The organism is Enterococcus sp. AZ015, from assembly GCF_050499225.1.
GTDB lineage: Bacteria > Bacillota > Bacilli > Lactobacillales > Enterococcaceae > Enterococcus_D > Enterococcus_D entomosocium.
This window is the reverse complement of the sequence record NZ_JBMHEX010000001.1, coordinates 1,368,738-1,387,816: the sequence shown is the minus strand read 5'-3', so window position 1 is coordinate 1,387,816 and position 19,079 is coordinate 1,368,738. Positions and strand designations below refer to the sequence as shown.

General features: G+C 43.0%; 17 protein-coding genes, 1 riboswitch and 1 other annotated feature. Of the genes, 7 read left to right on the top strand and 10 right to left on the bottom strand.

What is annotated here, in order from left to right:
• Positions 1-34: 34 nt before the first annotated feature.
• The 3 genes from IGK85_RS06500 to recQ are packed head-to-tail and all read right to left on the bottom strand — an operon-like array spanning position 35 to position 3,076.
• A complete protein-coding gene (locus IGK85_RS06500; protein WP_005236546.1) occupies positions 35-775 on the bottom strand; it encodes a MurR/RpiR family transcriptional regulator in 741 nt (246 codons plus the stop codon).
• 57 nt (positions 776-832) lie between these two features.
• The gene (locus IGK85_RS06495) at positions 833-1,252 is read right to left on the bottom strand and encodes a GNAT family N-acetyltransferase (protein ID WP_005236549.1); all 420 of its coding nucleotides are present in this window, start codon (positions 1,250-1,252) and stop codon (positions 833-835) included.
• 57 nt (positions 1,253-1,309) lie between these two features.
• Positions 1,310-3,076 carry a DNA helicase RecQ gene (gene recQ / locus IGK85_RS06490; RefSeq protein WP_005236551.1) on the bottom strand — a complete coding sequence of 589 codons (1,767 nt, stop codon included), beginning with the start codon at positions 3,074-3,076 and terminating at the stop codon, positions 1,310-1,312.
• 118 nt (positions 3,077-3,194) lie between these two features.
• On the opposite strand from recQ, the gene IGK85_RS06485 reads away from it, so the two are divergent.
• Positions 3,195-4,310, top strand: coding sequence for an NAD(P)/FAD-dependent oxidoreductase (locus tag IGK85_RS06485; RefSeq protein WP_008381562.1), 1,116 nt, complete (start codon positions 3,195-3,197; stop codon positions 4,308-4,310).
• Positions 4,311-4,403: 93 nt separating this feature from the next.
• On the opposite strand, the gene IGK85_RS06480 is transcribed toward IGK85_RS06485, so the two are convergent.
• Both IGK85_RS06480 and IGK85_RS06475 read right to left on the bottom strand, forming a co-directional pair.
• Entirely contained in the window at positions 4,404-5,414 is a 1,011-nt protein-coding gene (locus IGK85_RS06480) for a plasmid pRiA4b ORF-3 family protein (RefSeq protein WP_008381564.1), read from the bottom strand.
• 65 nt (positions 5,415-5,479) lie between these two features.
• Positions 5,480-7,024, bottom strand: coding sequence for a zinc ABC transporter substrate-binding protein AdcA (locus IGK85_RS06475; protein WP_008381566.1), 1,545 nt, complete (start codon positions 7,022-7,024; stop codon positions 5,480-5,482).
• A 323-nt stretch (positions 7,025-7,347) separates the two neighbouring features.
• Positions 7,348-7,447, top strand: a riboswitch (TPP riboswitch).
• Positions 7,448-7,541: 94 nt separating this feature from the next.
• On the opposite strand from IGK85_RS06475, the gene IGK85_RS06470 reads away from it, so the two are divergent.
• The 4 genes from IGK85_RS06470 to IGK85_RS06455 are packed head-to-tail and all read left to right on the top strand — an operon-like array spanning position 7,542 to position 10,776.
• Complete coding sequence (locus IGK85_RS06470) at positions 7,542-8,165, top strand: YkoF family thiamine/hydroxymethylpyrimidine-binding protein (RefSeq protein WP_005236559.1); 624 nt, start codon at positions 7,542-7,544, stop codon at positions 8,163-8,165.
• Entirely contained in the window at positions 8,158-8,760 is a 603-nt protein-coding gene (locus IGK85_RS06465; RefSeq protein ID WP_005236560.1) for an ECF transporter S component, read from the top strand. The genes IGK85_RS06470 and IGK85_RS06465 overlap by 8 nt, the downstream gene beginning before the upstream one ends.
• Positions 8,757-10,169, top strand: a complete 1,413-nt coding sequence (locus IGK85_RS06460; RefSeq protein ID WP_008381568.1) for an ABC transporter ATP-binding protein — start codon at positions 8,757-8,759, stop codon at positions 10,167-10,169. Before IGK85_RS06465 ends, IGK85_RS06460 begins: the two co-directional genes overlap by 4 nt.
• Positions 10,096-10,776 (top strand): energy-coupling factor transporter transmembrane component T, encoded by a 681-nt coding sequence (locus IGK85_RS06455; protein ID WP_005236565.1) that lies wholly within the window; start codon positions 10,096-10,098, stop codon positions 10,774-10,776. Before IGK85_RS06460 ends, IGK85_RS06455 begins: the two co-directional genes overlap by 74 nt.
• 62 nt (positions 10,777-10,838) lie before the next feature.
• On the opposite strand, the gene IGK85_RS06450 is transcribed toward IGK85_RS06455, so the two are convergent.
• Positions 10,839-11,357: a signal peptidase I gene (locus IGK85_RS06450; RefSeq protein WP_008381572.1), complete on the bottom strand. Its 519-nt coding sequence runs from the start codon at positions 11,355-11,357 to the stop codon at positions 10,839-10,841.
• A gap of 178 nt (positions 11,358-11,535) precedes the next feature.
• On the opposite strand from IGK85_RS06450, the gene IGK85_RS06445 reads away from it, so the two are divergent.
• Together IGK85_RS06445 and proS are read left to right on the top strand one after the other, a co-directional pair.
• Complete coding sequence (locus tag IGK85_RS06445) at positions 11,536-13,377, top strand: hypothetical protein (protein ID WP_008381574.1); 1,842 nt, start codon at positions 11,536-11,538, stop codon at positions 13,375-13,377.
• A 96-nt stretch (positions 13,378-13,473) separates the two neighbouring features.
• Positions 13,474-13,678 (top strand) — a binding site (T-box leader).
• A 41-nt stretch (positions 13,679-13,719) separates the two neighbouring features.
• Positions 13,720-15,153 carry a proline--tRNA ligase gene (gene proS, locus IGK85_RS06440; RefSeq protein ID WP_008381577.1) on the top strand — a complete coding sequence of 478 codons (1,434 nt, stop codon included), beginning with the start codon at positions 13,720-13,722 and terminating at the stop codon, positions 15,151-15,153.
• A 47-nt stretch (positions 15,154-15,200) separates the two neighbouring features.
• On the opposite strand, the gene IGK85_RS06435 is transcribed toward proS, so the two are convergent.
• The 4 genes from IGK85_RS06435 to IGK85_RS06420 all read right to left on the bottom strand — a co-directional run bounded on the left by IGK85_RS06435 (position 15,201) and on the right by IGK85_RS06420 (position 19,049).
• Positions 15,201-16,205, bottom strand: coding sequence for a lipoate--protein ligase (locus tag IGK85_RS06435; RefSeq protein WP_008381579.1), 1,005 nt, complete (start codon positions 16,203-16,205; stop codon positions 15,201-15,203).
• Between the two features lie 18 nt (positions 16,206-16,223).
• Complete coding sequence (locus tag IGK85_RS06430) at positions 16,224-16,964, bottom strand: MBL fold metallo-hydrolase (RefSeq protein WP_008381581.1); 741 nt, start codon at positions 16,962-16,964, stop codon at positions 16,224-16,226.
• Between the two features lie 207 nt (positions 16,965-17,171).
• Positions 17,172-17,957, bottom strand: a complete 786-nt coding sequence (locus IGK85_RS06425) for a DUF975 family protein (protein WP_237714964.1) — start codon at positions 17,955-17,957, stop codon at positions 17,172-17,174.
• A 9-nt stretch (positions 17,958-17,966) separates the two neighbouring features.
• On the bottom strand, positions 17,967-19,049 hold the full coding sequence (locus IGK85_RS06420) for a M42 family metallopeptidase (protein ID WP_008381585.1): 1,083 nt from the start codon (positions 19,047-19,049) through the stop codon (positions 17,967-17,969).
• Positions 19,050-19,079 lie beyond the last annotated feature (30 nt).

Here is a 19,079-nt window from a genome sequence, read left to right as displayed (position 1 = left end):
TTGTTTTTTTCATTTATTAAAGGAAAAATGTAGCTTATTCCCCTGCGGATAAAGAAAACTGACGAACCGTCTCCGACAACGCTTCGACTAAGAAAAGGCAAGGAATTTGCGTCGTCAAATCTTCATACTTGTTGATGCGTTTCACATCAACTGAATAGTCTAAGACATAATCGGACATTCGCCCCAGTGTGCTGTTGGCGTCACTGGTGATTGCTACAGTGGTGAAGTCAGGATTATTACGAAAGCCATTGACTACTTCAATGATCTCGGTGGTCGTTCCGGTGATTGAAAGGACCACGATCATATTGTCTGAAGTATGCTTCAGCTTCGCAAAGATTGGATAGGTATTATCCACCAAAGCATAACTGTTAAATCCGATCGTCGCAAAACGGCGGGCAGCATATTCACACATTGAACCTGACGCACCGATGCCATAAAAAATAATATTCTCACATTCCAGCATTCGTTCAGCGATTCGCCGGATTTTTCCTTCGATGTCTCGCGGGAAGCGTTCCGGATCCAAAACGGTCATACTGCTAAAAAAACTGACAGCATCTAACTCAGGTGCTTTGAACTGGGTACGAAATTCTGTAAAGCTCTCATACCCTAATTTACGGATAAAGCGCATAACAGAAGAAGCTGAGGTGTGGGATTCAAGCGCGATCTCACGGACCCGCATATAGGGAATCTTATCACTTTGGCTCGACATATAATGATAAATCGCACGATCGGTCTCTGATAACTCATTGAAATCGATTTTTCCAAAAAAAGACATAGTAAACGCTCCTATTTTCTCATTCTCCTATCAATGTACCACAAGCTAGCAAAAACATCACAACTGTTTGATAAGAAATAATTCCATCGGCTGTTCAAATCCAGGACTTGTCAAAAGTAACCCACCGGCATCTTGGTAACCAAGGTTGCGATAGAAATGCTGTGCCTGCTCGTCGACTTGCGTGGAAGTCAAACAAAGAGCATGGCCGGCTGCTTTTTGCTGTTGTTCCCAATAAGTAACCAACCGTTTCCCAAGTCCCTTGCCTTGATGCGCTTCTGCGATCACTAACATGGTACAAAAAGGAATCGTGTCCCAGAAAAAATTGTAGCGCAGTAACCCTACTGGCTGTTCGTCTGCAACTATCACATAAGCAGTTTTTTCCATTATCTTTTTGGCGAAGACTTCCTTTGGTAAGTGAGTATCCAAAGAAAACCAAAACGCTTGATCTGCAGCTATTGCCGGTCGAATCGTAATCACTGATTTTTCGTCCCTTCCTGCTGTTTTTTTGTCTTATCGTAGAGAAAATGGTCTTTTTTAATCACTTTCCGTCTTTTCGTATTCAGAAAGCAATGCTAAAAAGGCATCGCCATACTTATCCAATTTGTTTTGGCCAACCCCTTTGATCTGTAAAAAATCGATCGGCGTTTTTGGCTGAACTTCCGCCAATTCTCGCAGTGTTTTATCAGAAAAAACGACATACGGCGGCAAATTTTGTTCTTGTGCGAGATTCAATCGTAAGGTGCGCAGTTGATCGAACAGTTCATCATCAACCACTAACTGTTTGACTTTGGTTTGTTTTCTATAAACTTTTGCTTTTCCAAGCAACACATCAATCCCCGCATTGGTCACACTTAACAAAGGGTATTGCCCTTCTGACGGCAAAAGATACCCTGATGCTGTTAAATAATCGATCAGCTGATTGACTTCCTTTTGAGACCAATCTTTCATTAATCCATAAGTTGGTAACTTTTCAAAGCCCCACTGTTTGACTTTTTGGTCGCCAGAGCCCGTTAGCACTTTCCCCACCAAGGCTTTCCCGAAGCGTTCGCCCATTCGTTTCACACATGACAACACTTTTTGTGTATCCACTGTGATATCCACTTGTTCTCTTTCATCAAGGCAATTGCTGCAACGACCGCAATCGGGTCCATCTTCTCCAAAATAACGCAAAATATAGCGCTGTAAGCACAGTTGGGTATGTCCGTATTGGCTCATCTCCCGCAATTTCAAGTATTCGTTTTGGCGATAAAGAATATCTGATTCGGATTGATCGATAAAAAATTGCTGAATCTGCATGTCTTGTGGAGCATAAAGTAAGATCGCATCACTGGGTTCGCCGTCTCGTCCGGCACGCCCGGCTTCCTGATAATAAGACTCCAAATTTCCAGGTATCTGGGCATGGATCACGAAACGGACATTGCTTTTGTTGATTCCCATCCCGAATGCATTGGTCGCTACCATCACTTGCAGGCGGTCATAAAGAAATTCTTCTTGGAAAAATGAGCGCTCTTCTTCTGAAAGTCCGCCATGGTAATACCCGACGGACACGCGTTCATGTTTCAACAGGTGATAGATCCGTTCCACTTCCTTGCGGGTACTGGCGTAAATGATACCTGATTGTCCTTGGTTCATTTTCAAATACGTTGTGATGTAGGTATCTTTTTGATCCTTGACGACTTGAAAAGCCAAATTTTCCCGAGCAAACCCGGTTTTGACTTGATTTTCTGCCGGAATTGAAAGTAAGTTTTCGATGTCTTCGGCAACTTTGGGTGTAGCTGTCGCGGTAAGGGCAACGATCGTTGGCTTCTGCTCCCAGTTTTCGATCGTTTCGGCGAGTCGCAGATAGCTCGGGCGAAAATCATGTCCCCATTGGGAAATACAGTGGGCTTCATCAACGGCCAATAAAGCGATCGGCATCTGCCGCAATGAGTAGCGGAAAGATTCTGAGTCTAAGCGTTCTGGCGAAACATACAGCAGTTTGATTCGCCCTTGGCGTGCTTCTTGCAAGCGTTGATTGATCTGTGCTCCTGTCAAGGAAGAATTGATATACGCTGCTGGGATCCCCATATCAACGAGGCTATCTACTTGGTCTTTCATTAATGAAATCAAAGGGGAGATGACCAAGGTCACTCCATCCAGCAAGAGCGCTGGCAATTGATAACAAATGGATTTCCCTCCACCTGTGGGCATGATTCCCAAAACATTTTGTTGTGTTAAAATAGATTGAATAATCGTTTCTTGACCTTCACGAAACTGTGAATAGCCAAAATGTTCTTTTAAGACTGTTTGAATAGTTTGCATAATACCCTCTTTTCCATTTCCTTATTATACGCAATTAAGTACGCAAAGAAAACGGCATTAAGAGAACTTTCGCTTTTTATTCGCTTTTCAATGAAATCAAACAAAGGAGTCTTCTACTATGAAAAAAGTTATGATTATCGGCGGTGGGATCATCGGTTTGACCCTCGCCAATTATCTTGATAAAACCAAATTTGACGTGACTGTCATTGATTCCCTCATCGGTCAAGCAACATCTGCCAGCGCTGGCATCATTTCCCCTTGGCTATCCAAACGCCGCAATAAAAAATGGTACCAGTTAGCACAAGAGGGAGCCGCTTTCTTCCCGAAATTGGTACGGGATTTTGCTTTAGATGAATCCATCTATGCCCCATGTGGCACTTTGGTAGTGCGACCAGAAAAGGCGCTTCAAGAACTGGCAGAATTAGCTGAAAATCGACGTAAGGCGGCACCAGGAATCGGCGAAATCGACTTACTGACGGGCTCACAAACCAAAGAGGTATTGCCATTACTAAAAGAAATGCCCTCTTTACGAATCACAGGCGGTGGCCGCTTAGATGGTCAGGCTTATCTTGCCCACTTAAAAGCAAACGCTCAGCAGCAGCAAGTGACTTTTATTGAAGAAAAAGCTGAGATCGTCAGAAACGGCCACCATTGGCAAATCAAAACCAAGGATCACTTTCTTGAGACCGAGATTCTTTGCCTGACAGCTGGACCGGGATTACTAGACTTGTTATCACCTTTAGGGTATCAGGTTGATATCCGTCCGCAAAAAGGCCAGTTGCTCTCTTTTGCCACCAACCTGCCGACAAACAGTTGGCCGGTCGCCATGCTAGAAGGCGAAGGCGACTTGATTCCCTTCTCTAATGGTCAAATTTTATTAGGCGCTACTCATGAAAATGATGCTGGTTGGGATTTGACACCTACTGAAGCAGCTCAACAGCAATTGATGACAGGAATCGGTGCTTTTCTTGAAGACCCCGAAGCACTCTTTGCTGCCCCAATGACTATGCGAGTCGGCACACGCGCTTATACCTCTGATTTTGCGCCTTTCTTTGGGGAAGTGCCTGATGAAACGAATTTGTTCGCCGCCAGCGGGCTAGGTTCTTCCGGTTTAACGACGGGACCTTACATCGGTTATCTTCTAGCAAATCGGATCAATGAGGTACATGCGCAACCAACAGACTTCTCGTCCTACACCAAACCGATGACAGAGTATATCAAAAAGCGCCTTTGATAGGAAACCACTAAAAAACCACCAGAACCGTTACGGCCTGGTGGTTGTGCTGTTTGATTCTTGTAAAATTACGGACAATTTCCTAACTACTAGTTAAACATATTCTCCTGTTTCCCAATAATCGAGTAAAACTTCATTGATGATCTCACGATCCAGTGGTTCACGGATATCATCATCAAAGGCATCTTCGATCGGGACATCGCCCACAGCTTTGATACAAACCGGGACGACCGGATTCGGATGATCCTCTGCTGTCAACACTTTTTCAATCTTGATCTTATGTGTCCAATCTGCCCCCATATCATAAATATAGGTCATGGACTTACAATACTGAAAATCTTGGTCAATAGCGGACGCATCCGTTGGAACGGAATTGCCTAAGCCGATCGATTTCGAGCCGGCAATAAACAAATACAAATGTTGATTCATCCACTCAAAGGCAATCTGGATCAAAATATGTAGCTGTTCATAGGTCAGCCCTGCAGGAATAATCAAACGACGCCAAATTGGCGGACGGTATCCTTCTAAATCAATACGGACCTGATAGGCGACCGGCGTATCTGCTGCGTCATCAAAGGCCGTATGTTTTGTTGGAAATGGGACGATTTTTGGCGAGATTGCAGCAATCCGTGGGTCATCAACGGGCAATAGATCATGTTCTTCGGGATCGGTGTCTTTAATCATTGCTAACATCGCTTCTTTCTTTTCAGCTGACCAAAACTGTGGTTTGGACATCCGAGCGAAAAAGATAGGTTGTTTTTCAGCCAATACAAAGGCAATTTCTAGGTATTGCGATTTGGTAATATGCTTTTCTTTATACATGCAGTAATAAAAGTCTTCAATGGCTGTTTTGGCAAACGGAAGAAAATTTAGACTGTACGGTACTTCTTGAGGCAGCATTTCAGTATATACCCATTCAACAAAGACTTTGTCTTTTAGTTTGGTCATGCCGCCATCTGTTTCCGCGCAAAAGATCAAGTAAAAAACAGGATCTAAGTAATGCTCAAGATCGTCGTCACTAACCACACTGGGTCCGCCATACAAATCAACGTGATCCATCATCCGGTCAATCACTTTCGCTAATTTCTTCAATGTTTTTTCCAAAAAAATCTCGCTCCTTCCTATCAAGTTTACTTTGACGAAAAGAGCGAGGATTGTCAATCTTTTTTTTAATGGGAGAGCATTTCCTGTGCAATTTCTAATCCGCTCATCCCCGTTGGGTAATAGGTCGGCCAATGCTCCATTTCCTCTAGTAACGCTTCATGACTCTCGTTGCCAAAGTAGATATGGAAATGATGTGAAGCACCTGGTGCGATCATATGGTCGCTAAATTGGATATATTTGAACGCCGCATCTTCATCGGTGCTTTCAAATAAGAAGCGTACGCCACGATTACCAGCTGAGTAGTTCAAAACCTCTTTGCCAGTATACACATACTTAGCTTCTTTCTCTGTACCATCATCAAAAATAAATGTCATTGTATTGTCTGTGATCTTGATCTGAGCAACATCCGTTTGATACCCTGTCGTATAATACTCTTTGTATTCGTCAGCCGTCATTTTCTTGTCCATTTTTGCTTTATAATCAAACACTTGATCCAATGTTCCGTCTTGTAAAAATGGGTAAACGGATTGCCAGTCTCCTGCCCAGTCAGATAAAGGACGGTCTTGTACATCGGCATCCTCAAAGTAGCCGTTATAAACTGTTTTTTCTTTTTCGGCTTCAGCCATTTCTTTGTCATTTGCTACATCGGTGGTTTTTCTCAAGGCATCGCGGTTTTGCTCCATAATTGAAATGTAGTCTTCCCCGTTATCCATCTGCTCTTGGGTCAAGCCTTCTAATGGATTCAAAACAGCCAGTTCGACTCCTGCTTCTGACGCTAACGTCCGGGCAATGCTGTCTTTGGCATTTTCTTCAAAATAGATCGTCTGAATGCCTGTTTCTTGAACGAACTCTTTTAGTTCTGCGATCCGTGAAGCGGAAGGCTCTTCACTTGGTGAAAGACCGGAGATCGGAACTTGGGTCAATCCGTATTCTAAAGCTAAATAACCAAAAGCGGCGTGCTGCGTTACAAAATGATTTTGCGCCGGATTGCTAAATGCTTCTTCATACGATTCATGAAGATCTTGTAACTGTGCTAAATAATTTGCAGCATTTTCAGCAAAGGCTGTCGCTTTCGCTGGATAAGCCTCACTCAGCTGGTCACGGATCGCCTCTACTTGTTTCATGGCTAAGCTTGGGGCTAACCAGACATGGGGATCTAATTCATGAGAATGACCATCATCGCCGTGGTCATGATCGTGATCGTGGTCGTGGTCATCGTCACCGGGCAACAGGACCATTCCTTCTGTGGCTTTAACCACTGTCACATCCCCGTCATTTAACGTGGCTTCAATCGAAGGAACCCACATTTCCATGTTCTCATTGTTGTAGACGAAAACATCCGCATCTTGGATCTTTGCCATATCTTTTGCAGAAGGTTCATAATCGTGGGAATCAGTGCCTGCGGGCATCAATAATTCAACCTCCCCTTCATCCCCTACAACTTGACGAGCAAAATCATACATCGGATAAAACGTAGCCATGACCTGGATTTGTTCATTATCAGAAGCAGCGTTGCCTGATTGTTCAGTTGCATCAGAGCCTCCTTGTCCACAGGCCGCCAAAGCTAGGGCTACTGTTGATAACATCGTTATTTTAAAAAACTTTTTCATTTTCAAAATACACTCCTTTTTATTTTTCCATATTTCCTTTTCCTCGGCAAAACACTGATAAATCAATTACGATTTACAAAAACAAAACGTAACGTTTACGTTTTACCATCGGTTTTCTACTTTACACAACTATTTACTCCTTGTCAACAGCTTTTCAAGATGTTTTTTTATATGTAAAAACTTTCATATGTACCACTGCTGATATCATTATTAACTTACTGAATGGATCGGTTGATTCGGCAACAATCGGCAAATGACGAAAATCGCTATCTATTGTCCTTTGTCGCCTCCTGTGCTACACTCGAGGGGTAATTGAATACAAGATTATCCACTAGGGGCGCTTTATGCTGAGATAGACGTATGTCTGGTCCCTTAGAACCTGATTTGGTTAGTACCAACGTAGGGAAGTGGCAGCGCATGATTTTTCGCGTTCCCATTTTTTCTGTCTACGTGTGGATAGAAAAAGGAGGAACGCTTTTTTTGTAGACAGAAAAACCATCGAGAGGAGAAGAGAAAAATGACAAATGAACCAATCGCCTGTGCGGCAGATGGGATCGATATCACGGGGTGCCGAGTTAGCTTGTACCCAATGAAAGACCATTTCGCGCAACAAATTTTAACAAGTATCGAAAAAACGAATACGAGCGCTGTTTGGCAGCAGACCGATCTGTTCAGTACCCTTTTTCGAGGGGAAGCGCCTAGTGTCATAGACGCAGCAGAGGCGCTATTTATCAACGCCTACGAATCAAAGACACACCTCGTGGGTGAGTTTACTTTTTCCAAAGGCTGTCCCGGAGACACTGCGGGTGACACATTCTTGAATGGCGAACAGGCGCAACCCAATAAAGGAAAGAACCTTGCGAATGGTGACTTTTTGGTTGATTGCAAATATTCGTTTTACGTATTTGGCGAAAATCATTATATGGAAGAAATCGCCACGATCGTCCAGCTGGCAGAGACTCATGGCTTGAGCCCTCGTTCCGCTCACTATGTGACGATGCTGACCGGATCAGCAAGCCAACTCTTTGCGTATTTTGAAGCCGCATTAGCCTATGCCCATGACCATCTCCCCCACTATGTTCTGGAAGCGACTGTTTCGGTCAATAGCCCTTCAAAAAAGGAGGCGATGCCACATGACTAAGTGGGCTTTGAAAGATGTCATCATGGTAGGAATTGCTTCGTTGATTTTTGGCGTGATCTATCTTGGGGCTGTCCATTTCGGATTGTTGTTAGGTACGCTTCTAACGCCCTTTGGATTATCTGTCTTAGCCAATGAGTTTATCTTTGGTGTTTGGTTCATGGCGGCAGCTTTTGCCGGATATGTGCTACGTAAGCCGGGAGCAGCTACGATCACTGAAATGATTGCGGCTCTTTTAGAAGTGTTTATGGGAAATTTTTATGGACCTATCATTTTTATTAGCGGTTTTGTACAGGGGATCGGAACAGAAGCCGGCTTTGCATTAGGCCGCTACCGACGCTACGGGTGGTTCCCTTTAGTTACTGGAGCCGTGGGCGCCACGATCACGAGTTTTCTTTGGGGAATCATTCGGTCAAATTTCATTAACCTACAATGGCAGTTGCTGTTGGCGATCTTTCTTATTCGCTTGCTTTCTTCGTTATTCTTTTCAGCCTTTTTAGTGAAGATCGTCTGTGACCACTTGACACGGATGGGGGTCCTCAACAGTTACCCCATTGCTGAAGATCAAACGGTCATCGTCAAACGGAAAACCGCATGAGCCTGTCGGTAAAAAACGGCAGTTTTTTGGTGGATCAAAAGCGACTTGAATTGACTCTGTCTTTGGCCCCTGGTGAAACAAAAGGGATTTATGGTGCTTCAGGAACAGGAAAAAGCACCCTTTTCCATCTCTTAGCGGGACTAAATGAGAAGGGGTTTGATGGAGGGACGTATACGATTGACGGCCAAACGATGAACCAGCTTTCCATCCGGGAAAGAAGCACGTCCGTCAGCTTATTGTTTCAAAATCCTGATATGCAATTTTGCATGGCAACACCTCGAGAAGAGTTGCTTTTCTGTTTAGAGAATCAATGTATTCCCCAAAAAGACATGCCAAACAAAGTGGCTGAAGCTTTGGCATTTTGCGAGATTACCCACCTTGCTGATCAACCTTTCACGACCTTGTCTGGTGGTGAAAAACAGCTAGCCGCATTGGCTTGTTGTCTGATATTAAAAAGTCGTTACTTGCTTTTGGACGAACCCTTTGCCAATTTGGATTCGGACACAAGTCAAAAAGTCATACGAAAACTGCAGCAAATCCAACACAAAAATGCTCTTGGTATTTTATTGATCGATCATCAAATCAAAGAGACCGCTAACTGGGTCGATGAGTGGCTGCTGATTGAAGAGGAATTCAGAACGATCAATCAAGCAGCGCTCCGCCAACTTGATCAGCACCTACGCAAGTCGCTGCCGCTTGTGAACATTAAATCGACTTCTAACGAAAAACGGCTTTCATTTCAAAATTTCCGATTACCCATCCGAAACCATGAAATTGTTTTCCCAGATCTTGCCTTTGATAAGGGCTCACTGATTGGAATCACTGGACGTAGCGGCAGCGGCAAGTCTTCGTTTTTAAAAGCTATTTTACAGCAGCAGGCCTATAAAGGGGATATTCTTTTGGCAGGTAAACCAATCAAGAAGTATCCGTCACCTTTTCGCTCCATCAGTTGGATCATGCAAAATCCGCAAGACCAATTTTTGGCAGCTACCGTTGCGCAAGAGCTTAGCCAAGGAAGCGCCCCGACCGAGAGCGACAAACTACTCGAAAAATTGCGTCTGCAAAACAAGAGTGCCCAGTCGCCTTTTCTACTGAGTCAAGGACAGCAACGGCGCTTGGCTGTTGCCTCCTTACTGCAGCGCCCGGTCGACCTACTGCTAGTAGACGAGCCGACATATGGTCAAGATGTCACACAAGCTTGGCAGATCATGGAGCTATTAGCTGCTAAAGCAACCACTGGCACGTTAGTTTTGATCGTTAGTCACGATGTCTTATTGTTGCAACAGTTTTGCTCGCAAATCATTGATTTCAATTGCTATCAAAAGGAGGTCGCAGATGCGTACACTCAATCCCACAGTCAAGTTATTCGCCATTTTAGGACTCGCCTTAGTGGTTTCTTTTCAAAATAATTTCAGATTGAATTTATTGCTCTCTGTCCTATTCTTCGTTATTACTGTAAAAGAGCGCTCCTTGAAAAAAAGTCTTTTGCTCTTTTCTGCATTAACACTGGCAGCTGTAGGGGTCTTTTTCACTGGTCTCCTTTACTATCAAGACCATCAAGGCGCTCCCTCCTCAACGGCAGCTATTCACTATGGGCTTGACATGGCGAGCCGAATCTACTGCTTCGGTATTCTGGGCAGTTCTTTCAGTGTGACGACCACGATCAATGAATTGATTTATTCGCTGCAGCAACAGCTGCACCTGCCTGCCGTTTTTGCGTACGGTCTGCTCGCTGCGTTTCAAATTGCTCCGATCATTCCAGCAGAGTATCAAAACATCCGCAATAGCATGCGTTCCAGAGGAATCTCAGTCAATTCGTTTTCTTTCAAAATGTTGATTCCTTTACTCGTCAAATCCATTCGCTGGTCCGAACTTTTGGCGACGGCAATGCTTTCAAGAGGTTTCGACGGTGAAGGAACGCGAACTTATGCCAAGACATTTCGAATCACTTTTATGGATACGCTGTTTTTATCCTTATGTTTGATGGTGGGACTTGGCGGAACACTCATCCTATAAAGGGGAAAGAGACAAAAAGACAAAGAAACGTAAGGGTTTCTTTGTCTTTTTTCATTGATTTATTAAGAAGTGATCGTCTTTTTTACTGAGCCAGATTTGATTTGGTAAAACGTAACAAACATCGTTGTTGCTAATATATACAAGGCGAAAAGAAGATACATGTTTTTAAACAGCTGGATCTTCGTTTGGTTCAACCAGGCCCCTACTTTGGGAATATAAAATATCGGCTGGCCAATCAATTGACTTTTTTGAATTTCGTTTGGTTCCATCTGATTTTGATTGTCGCCAATGGTGTAGAGCACCGATTGATTTTCCCCAACCGCAACGATTCGCCGCGTCCGCATCTGTCTACCTTGATCAACATAATACGTTACTTCGTTGCCAACCACTAAATTATCTTCAGAAGCTTTTTTTACAAAAAGGAGTGTCCCTTCAGAATATGTCGGTTCCATTGCATCACTAGCAACAATAGCCATTGTGAAACCAAACGCATGTGGGATCACCACAATTAGTACAGACAGCAGCATGAACATCAGTACAAAAAGTGAGAGCATGATACTTTGTTTTGGAAAAAGCTTCATTTTCTATTCTCCTTCTAAACCTCAGTTTCTTTTATGATTCTATAACATAACTCTATTTTTTTCAAATATTTAAAAACGTTTCATTGAATTTTTATACGAAGATTACTCGATTATTATTTGACTTTATTTAATTATTTATATTATGCTAAAGGCGATTAAAAAACAGAGGAGAAAAAGTATGCCTTTTTTAAATAACAAGTTTTTTTTAAAGCGTTGGATTCCCTTCATCCTTCTGGTCCTATTTTTACTGGGAAGTATTGTCTTTTTTCTCGTTCTTTTTTTATTCCCAACTTCTGATATCCATGCAGTGGAGAAAAAGGAAGACTGGATTTTCTATGCTGAGGACAATCCCGAATCTACTTTTATTAGCCGTTATGTGAAACATTTACCTAGTGTAAAAGCCAATGATCGTTTTGTGATGAAGCGAAAAATGACCAACGATTATAAATACCCTACAATGTTACTAATTGGCGATCATCAACACATGACTGTCTATCTCGATGATCAAGAAATTTACACCAACGATGAGCCCAATGATCCACTGACTCTCAATCATCCAGGCAAAACATTGTCTTTTATCACCTTGCCTGAGGATTATGTTGGTAAAACCTTGAAAATATACGTGACTAGTCCTTTTGACACCTATTCTGGCTTCCCAGCAGAAGTCTTTTTTGGCCCTGCAAATGCACTGATCGGCTATGTCTTCAGTCTGTCAATTTTAAATATTTACATTCTTTTATTTACTGGTTTTATTTGTATCATCAATTTATTTTATGTCTTAGTTTCTTTTATCAATCAACGAAGGCTGAAAATATCTTCTCTCTTATTCAGCGGCTTTGCCTTAACAGCAGGCTTGGAAGCGGGCTTCAGCGATATGCTTGGTGGACTACTGTTTCCCCCGATCGTCAACTCCGTAATGTTAAATATTCTTTCTATTATTACACCAATGTTCTTGATCGGCTTTTACTGCACGAATATGCATTTTATTCGCAAGTACTACCAGAAATGGTTATACTTCCACTATTCATTCGGTCTGTTAGCGATACTTTTCGCACTTTTCCAAGCACAAAGTTTGCCCGTCATCATGAATTATATGTTCTTGTTGAATATTACCAGTACCTTCATTACTTCTTTTGCAGCAATCTATGAAGCATTGAAAAAAAATCCTTTTTATGTCATTTGTGCGCCTTGGATCGTGATTGCGGCTATTGGTCATTGTTTCTTGTATATTCAGGATATTTTAGTTTTGCCACAATCTGATATTAATTGGCGTTCGATCATCTTTTTCTTATTAATTATCATTTTTACTTGTTATGGATTCCTCGAACTTTTTTTTGCCAGCGAGGGCAAAAACAAACAGATCGATACAGCAGACATCAAAGTGCGTTTATATGAGAACCAACAAGCAATCAGCCCTGAACAAACGTTAAAATGGCAGCAAGTTTTACGGACCATCAAACAAAGAACCCATACGGTCAAGGATATGTTAGAAGATCAGCAGTTGGCAGCGGCCTATGAAGGCCTTAGTGAGATTGAAGAACAGATCAAGCAGCAGTTAACGAGTCCTTCCGTTGAAAAAGAATCACTCACGACGATGCTGCTTGCTAATTATAAACACACAGCTGCTCAAAAAAGGATCACCTTTGCCTGTGATGGCATCATAGAACCACTGGAACAATTGGCGGAAAATGATCGTCTATCCTTGATCGCTCATTGCCTAGAGTACGCCATCCGATACACTTGTGCGGTCACTGATCCTCAAAAGCGAAGACTCGCGTTGAGGGTGAATGACACGAACGGCCAGTTGCATATCGACTGCCAAATGCCGCTTCTCTCAAATGAAGAAGCAGAAAAACTACAGAACAATGAAACCAAACGACAGGCGATGCAGGCTGACATGCAAATGCTAGAACAACTTTGTTTAGCCTACCAAGGAAGTATCCGGATTGAAGAAACTGACGGGCTTCACCTCTTGCATTTGACACTTAGGGCGAAAATAGATCCGCTGTCTTTCGACTGACCGTCTTGCTACATTAGTTTTAAAGGAGCGATTTTAAGAAAAAGCGAAAAAACTCTTGCTTTTTTCGCTTTTTCGCTTTAGCATGATAAAGAACAGCAACAAGCATTGGAATAGTAGTTTTATGATGGTCTTAGAGAGTCGATGGCAGCTGAAAAATCGACACCCACTGATAAAATGAACCTACCCAATGGCAATGACCGCAAAACGGTCGGTGGAAAGGCCTTATCCTTTACGAGTTGGATTATCCCGATAGATAATCAACAAAGGTGGTACCGCGAAATCCAAGCATTTCGTCCTTTTTTAGGACGAGATGCTTTTTTATTTTTTTAAGGAGGAAAAAGAATGACACAAAAAAATGATTTTACAGAATGGTATATCCAAACGATCCAAAAAGCCGAATTGATGGCTTACTCCCCAGTGAAAGGCTCCATTATTTTCCGTCCTGACGGCTTCGAACTTTGGGAGCATATCCAAGAAGAGTTCAATCGATTCTTGAAAAAAGAGGGCATTCGCAATGCGTACTTCCCAATGCTGATTCCGCAAAATTTCTTTATGAAAGAAGCCGATCATATTGAAGGTTTTGCGCCTGAATTGCCATGGGTCACAGAAGTCGGCAATGAAAAATTGGAAGAACCTTTGGCCTTGCGTCCAACCTCAGAAACCATGATTGGCTCTGCCTTTTCTGATTGGATCAACTCCTATCGTGACCTACCTTACGAAATCAATCAATGGGCAAACGTCTTTCGTTGGGAAAAGAAAACATTGCCTTTCTTGCGTACCTCAGAGTTTTTATGGCAAGAAGGTCATACCGCTCATGAAAACGAAGAAGATGCACGTCAACGCACCATGAAAATCTTGGATGAATATGCCCGCCTTTGCGAAGAATTCCTAGCGATCCCTGTTTATCGCGGACAAAAAACCCCTTCTGAGCGTTTTGCTGGAGCAGTTGATACTTATTCGATCGAAGCGATGATGAAAGACGGCAAAGCAGTCCAAGCAGGAACCAGCCACTACATGGGGACAAAATTTGCTGAAGCATTTGATATTACGTATTTAACGAAAGAAAACAAGCATGTCCATGCCCACACAACCTCTTGGGGTGTCTCTACCCGCTTGTTGGGGGCCTTGATCATGACCCATGGCGATGAAAATGGGTTAGTTTTCCCACCAACCATTGCACCAACCCAAGTTGTGTTGTTACCAGTCGGTCCATGGAAAAAGAATCCAGCCATCTTAGAAAAATTAGAAGAACTGTATGCCAACTTTAAAGCCAAGGGCATTCGTGTTCGATTGGATGATTCTGATAACTCACCTGGCTATAAGTTCAATGAATGGGAACTAAAAGGCGCTTGCTTGCGAATCGAATGTGGCCCAAGAGATTTAGAAGCTGGCAAAGTGATGGTCAAAGTCCGCGACTTGACTGACAAGCAAACAGTCGCTCTTGAGGACTTGGAAGCCTTCGTTGATCAAGAACTGCAAGCAATGACCCCACGCTTATTGGCAGCTGCGAAGGAACGTAACAAAGATAATGAGTACACCAACATCGATACATTGGATGAACTAAAAGCCCATATCGAAACGTGCAAACAAGAAGACAAAGTGACTGGCTTTGTTTTGATCGGTTGGGACGGCTCGGAAGAAACGGAAGCGAAAATCAAAGAAGAAACCGGCTTTACTACCCGGAACATTCCGTTTGAAGCACCAATGGAAAAAACAGTCGATATCGTCAGCGGCAAGCCTGCCAAGCATACCGTTTGGATCGCCCGCGCATACTAATAGAAAAAACGAAGCAGCCAGATTGAAAAGGCTGCTTCGTTTTTTGATTAATAAATCAATGAAAGAAAATCTTCAGGCGTGATGCTGCCAAAATATTTTTTAACATCAATGTTGGCGATGACTTGTGCCAAATCTTCCTTGGCATAACGAGTTCCGATCAGGGCTTGTTCGACATCTGCAATGTCCCCTAGTCCGAAAAAGTCGCCAAAGATTTTGGCATCCGTGATTTTTCCTTCTGCCACATTCAAACGAACTTCGATGGAGCCGATTGGGAAGCGATAACGGCGTTCAATATCAAAAGCTGGAGATTTACCGTAATTCCAATCCCAGTTGCGATAATACTTATCGGAAATCTCATTGATCTTGACCCAATCCTCTTCAGTCAATTCATAGGTTTTGACTTCTTCCAAGGAATCGACACCAAAAATCTTCAATAAGATTTCTTGACGGAACTCTTCAGTCGTCATGTCTTGCTTCTCTTTTGGCAAGAATGGTTTGATGTTGGTCACTCTTGAGCGGATCGATTTGATGCCTTTTGATTCGATTTTGTCTTTGCGGACTTTCAAGGCGTTGACCACTTCATTGATGTCACTGTCAAACATGATCGTCCCATGAGCAAACATCCGGCCATTCGTTGCGTACATCGCATTCCCAGAAAACTTCATGTCATTGATCACAAGGTCGTTGCGCCCTTTTAGTTGCGCCCCTTCAACCCCCATCTCATGCAAGGCTTGGACGATTGGTTTGGTCAGTTTTTCAAAATCTCTGAAAGAATTGCCATCGTCAGGCATAATAAAGCTGAAATTCAAGTTTCCGAAATCATGATAGACTGCACCGCCGCCGCTGAAACGACGAACGACATGAATCCCATGTTCATCCACATATTCCTTATTGATCTCTTCGATCGTATTTTGATTGCGTCCAATGATAATCGATGGTTCATTAATGTAAAAAAGTAAGATTGGTTCATCCACTTTCATTTCTTGAAGAAGAAAAATCTCGATGGCTAAATTGATGCGTGGGTCGTTCAGTTCATTCGGTACAAAAAGCATACTATTCGTTCCTCCTAATTAGATGATTTCTACTATTTTTTGAACAGCCGCCAACTCAACAGGGATTCCATTGGCAGCTAGCGCAGCCTCTTCTCGTAACTGTTCTAAGTCACCGTGTTGCGGCAAATGCGTCAACATTAATTTTTTCACCTGCGCTGCATGGGCGATCTCCCCTGCTTCTTTTGAAGTAAAATGAGCCTTGTGCCGCTCATTTCCTGCAAAAAGATAGGTATCTGCCAAGAATAAGTCAGCCCCTTCAGCAAACGGAACGAAAGATTCTAAATAGCCAGAGTCTCCAGTAAAAACAAAGACCTTGCCCGTACTTTTCTCAACAAATCGCATGGCATAGCAAGTGACTGGATGGATCGTTTTCATAAAGGTAATGGTGAACGGGCCCAATTCCAACGACTTAGACTGAAGGTAATCAAATCCCTGAGTCACTCCCGGCATCGTCAGACTTTCAAAATGAACCCTGTCCTCCCCATGACCGTAGATCGGCAAAACCTGGCGTTCTTCGTTTTCGGGATATAATTGCCAATAGTATTGTAATACCCCCAGATCCGCAATATGATCGTGATGGTAATGTGTCAAAATCACTGCATCTAAGTCTAATGGATCAAGGATCTTTTCTAATTGGACCAAGGTGGTACTTCCCGCATCAAGCAGCAAATGAAAGCCATCTGACTCTAATAAATAGCCAGTAGTCCCTTCACCATTATACGGATAGGCACCTAAACAGCCTAAGACAGTTATTTTCACATGTGTTTCCTCCTCTTTGGCTCCAGCTGATTTTCTACTTCTTTTATGCTATCACATCTCAGCTGATTTGACTAAAATCCGACCATTTTTTTTGCGAAAAAGTATCAAGAAAATCAGAAAAAAACGACGTCTATTGATGAATCCCTTGAATGAGTGTTCAACTCTATCCTTAAGGAACCATTCCAATGGTACGTCGTCTTTTTTTGCTTATCTGATCAGCGCTCGTTGTTCATTGATCAATTCTTCATAGAATGCTGCGTTGACCGCATACGCATAGGCGTTTGCCCACAACATCCCGATCAAAAGCGCCAAGAAACCCAGAATAAACCAACCAATCAGTGATAACTGCAGCCAAATGTATTGCCCCAGATGCGGTCGCAAGAGAGCGAAAGCTGCTTTAATTGATTGAAGGACTCCTAATTCCGGTTGATCATAGCGCAGATAGATTGCTAATTGGATCACACCAGTAACGACTTGTGACAAAAAGAAGAACAAAATGATGGAGAGAAAGATCCCAATCACAAAAGCGACCGAACCATTAAACATAGCCACATCAACAGAGATTCCCCGATTAAAATTGAATACCAAGTCCAAATACTGATTGAGTCCTGATAAGACAAACTGCGGCAAGAAAATCGCAAAACTCAAAAGATAATTTAAAAGCGCGCTCACTAAATTTAATAGCAAAAACGGTACATACAGACGCTTATCAAAGACTAGAAAAATATCCGCCACCTGGATTCCTCTGCCACGAACCAGATAGAGTGCCATGATACTCAATGCTACCGAAAACGCAAAGAAGACAAAATTATCCAAGATCAGATCGATCCAGCTCCCTGCATTGTTTGCACCAAAAGAAGTCCCAATACTACTAAAAAGCGAGCTGACCACCGCTTGAACGGCAACCGTCGCTAAAATACTTAAGACGAACGTTCCCCAGAATCCTCGCAAGGAGTTTTTAGCCGTCTCACGAATCATTGTGTTTGATCTCATAGGCTCACCTTAATAACTGCGCAATGCTTTAACGGTTTTATCATCTAAGCGGCGGACCACTTCCGTTACAAGCTTGACTGTATTAAAGTAATCATCCTCATGAATGACGGAAGTATGCGAGTGCAAGTAACGAACGGGCACTGTAATAGCGATCGAAGGAACCCCATCACGAGTCAAATGCATTTGTCCGGCATCAGTTCCTCCACCAGTGATTACGGTATATTGGAAGGGAATCTCCATCTCTTCGGCGACATCGATCACAAAATTCAATAATTTCTTGTGAGGAATCATGGAAGCATCGAAAATCAAGACTTGTGGGCCTTTGCCTAACACAGAATCCGCTTCTTTTGGTGTCATTCCAGGTGTGTCCCCAGCGGTACCAGTATCTAGTGCGATAGCGATATCAGGATTCACTAAGTGAGTGCTTGTTCGCGCACCTCGTAGTCCAACTTCTTCCATCACGTCACTGCCGGCAAACAAGCAGTTTGGATGTCCTTCTGCTGCCAAGGTTTCTAATACCCGCAGTGATACCGCCGTACCGATTCGATTGTCCCAGGCTTTTGCTAGCAAAAATTTGCTGTCGTTCATCCGTTTGTATTGGATATAGGGGGTGATCATGTCTCCAGGACGGATGCCCCAGCCTTTGGCTTCTTCTTCGCTTGACGCGCCAATATCGATGAACATATCTTTGATATCGTAAGGTTTGTTTCGAGTTTCTGGACTCAACACATGGGGTGGTTTTGAGCCGACTACGCCGTGGATCACTTTGCCTTCATTGGTTTTGATCTCCACTTGCTGTGCCAGCATCACTTGCCCCCACCAGCCCCCAAGGGTTTGAAATTCAATAAAGCCTTTTTCTGTGATTTTTGTTACCATAAAGCCGACTTCATCCATATGTCCCGAAATAAAAATTTTCGGACCGCCGCCATCACCAACATGTTTGGCAATGACACTTCCTAAACCATCAAAAAAGATATCTTCAGCAAAGTCTTTGGCATATTCTTTAAAGACTTCACGCACTTCCTCCTCATTCCCAGGAACCCCACGTGCAGTCGTTAGGTCTATTAAAAGCTGTTCTTCTTTTTTCTCCATCTTGCTTCCTCCTTTGTCTCATTGATTATG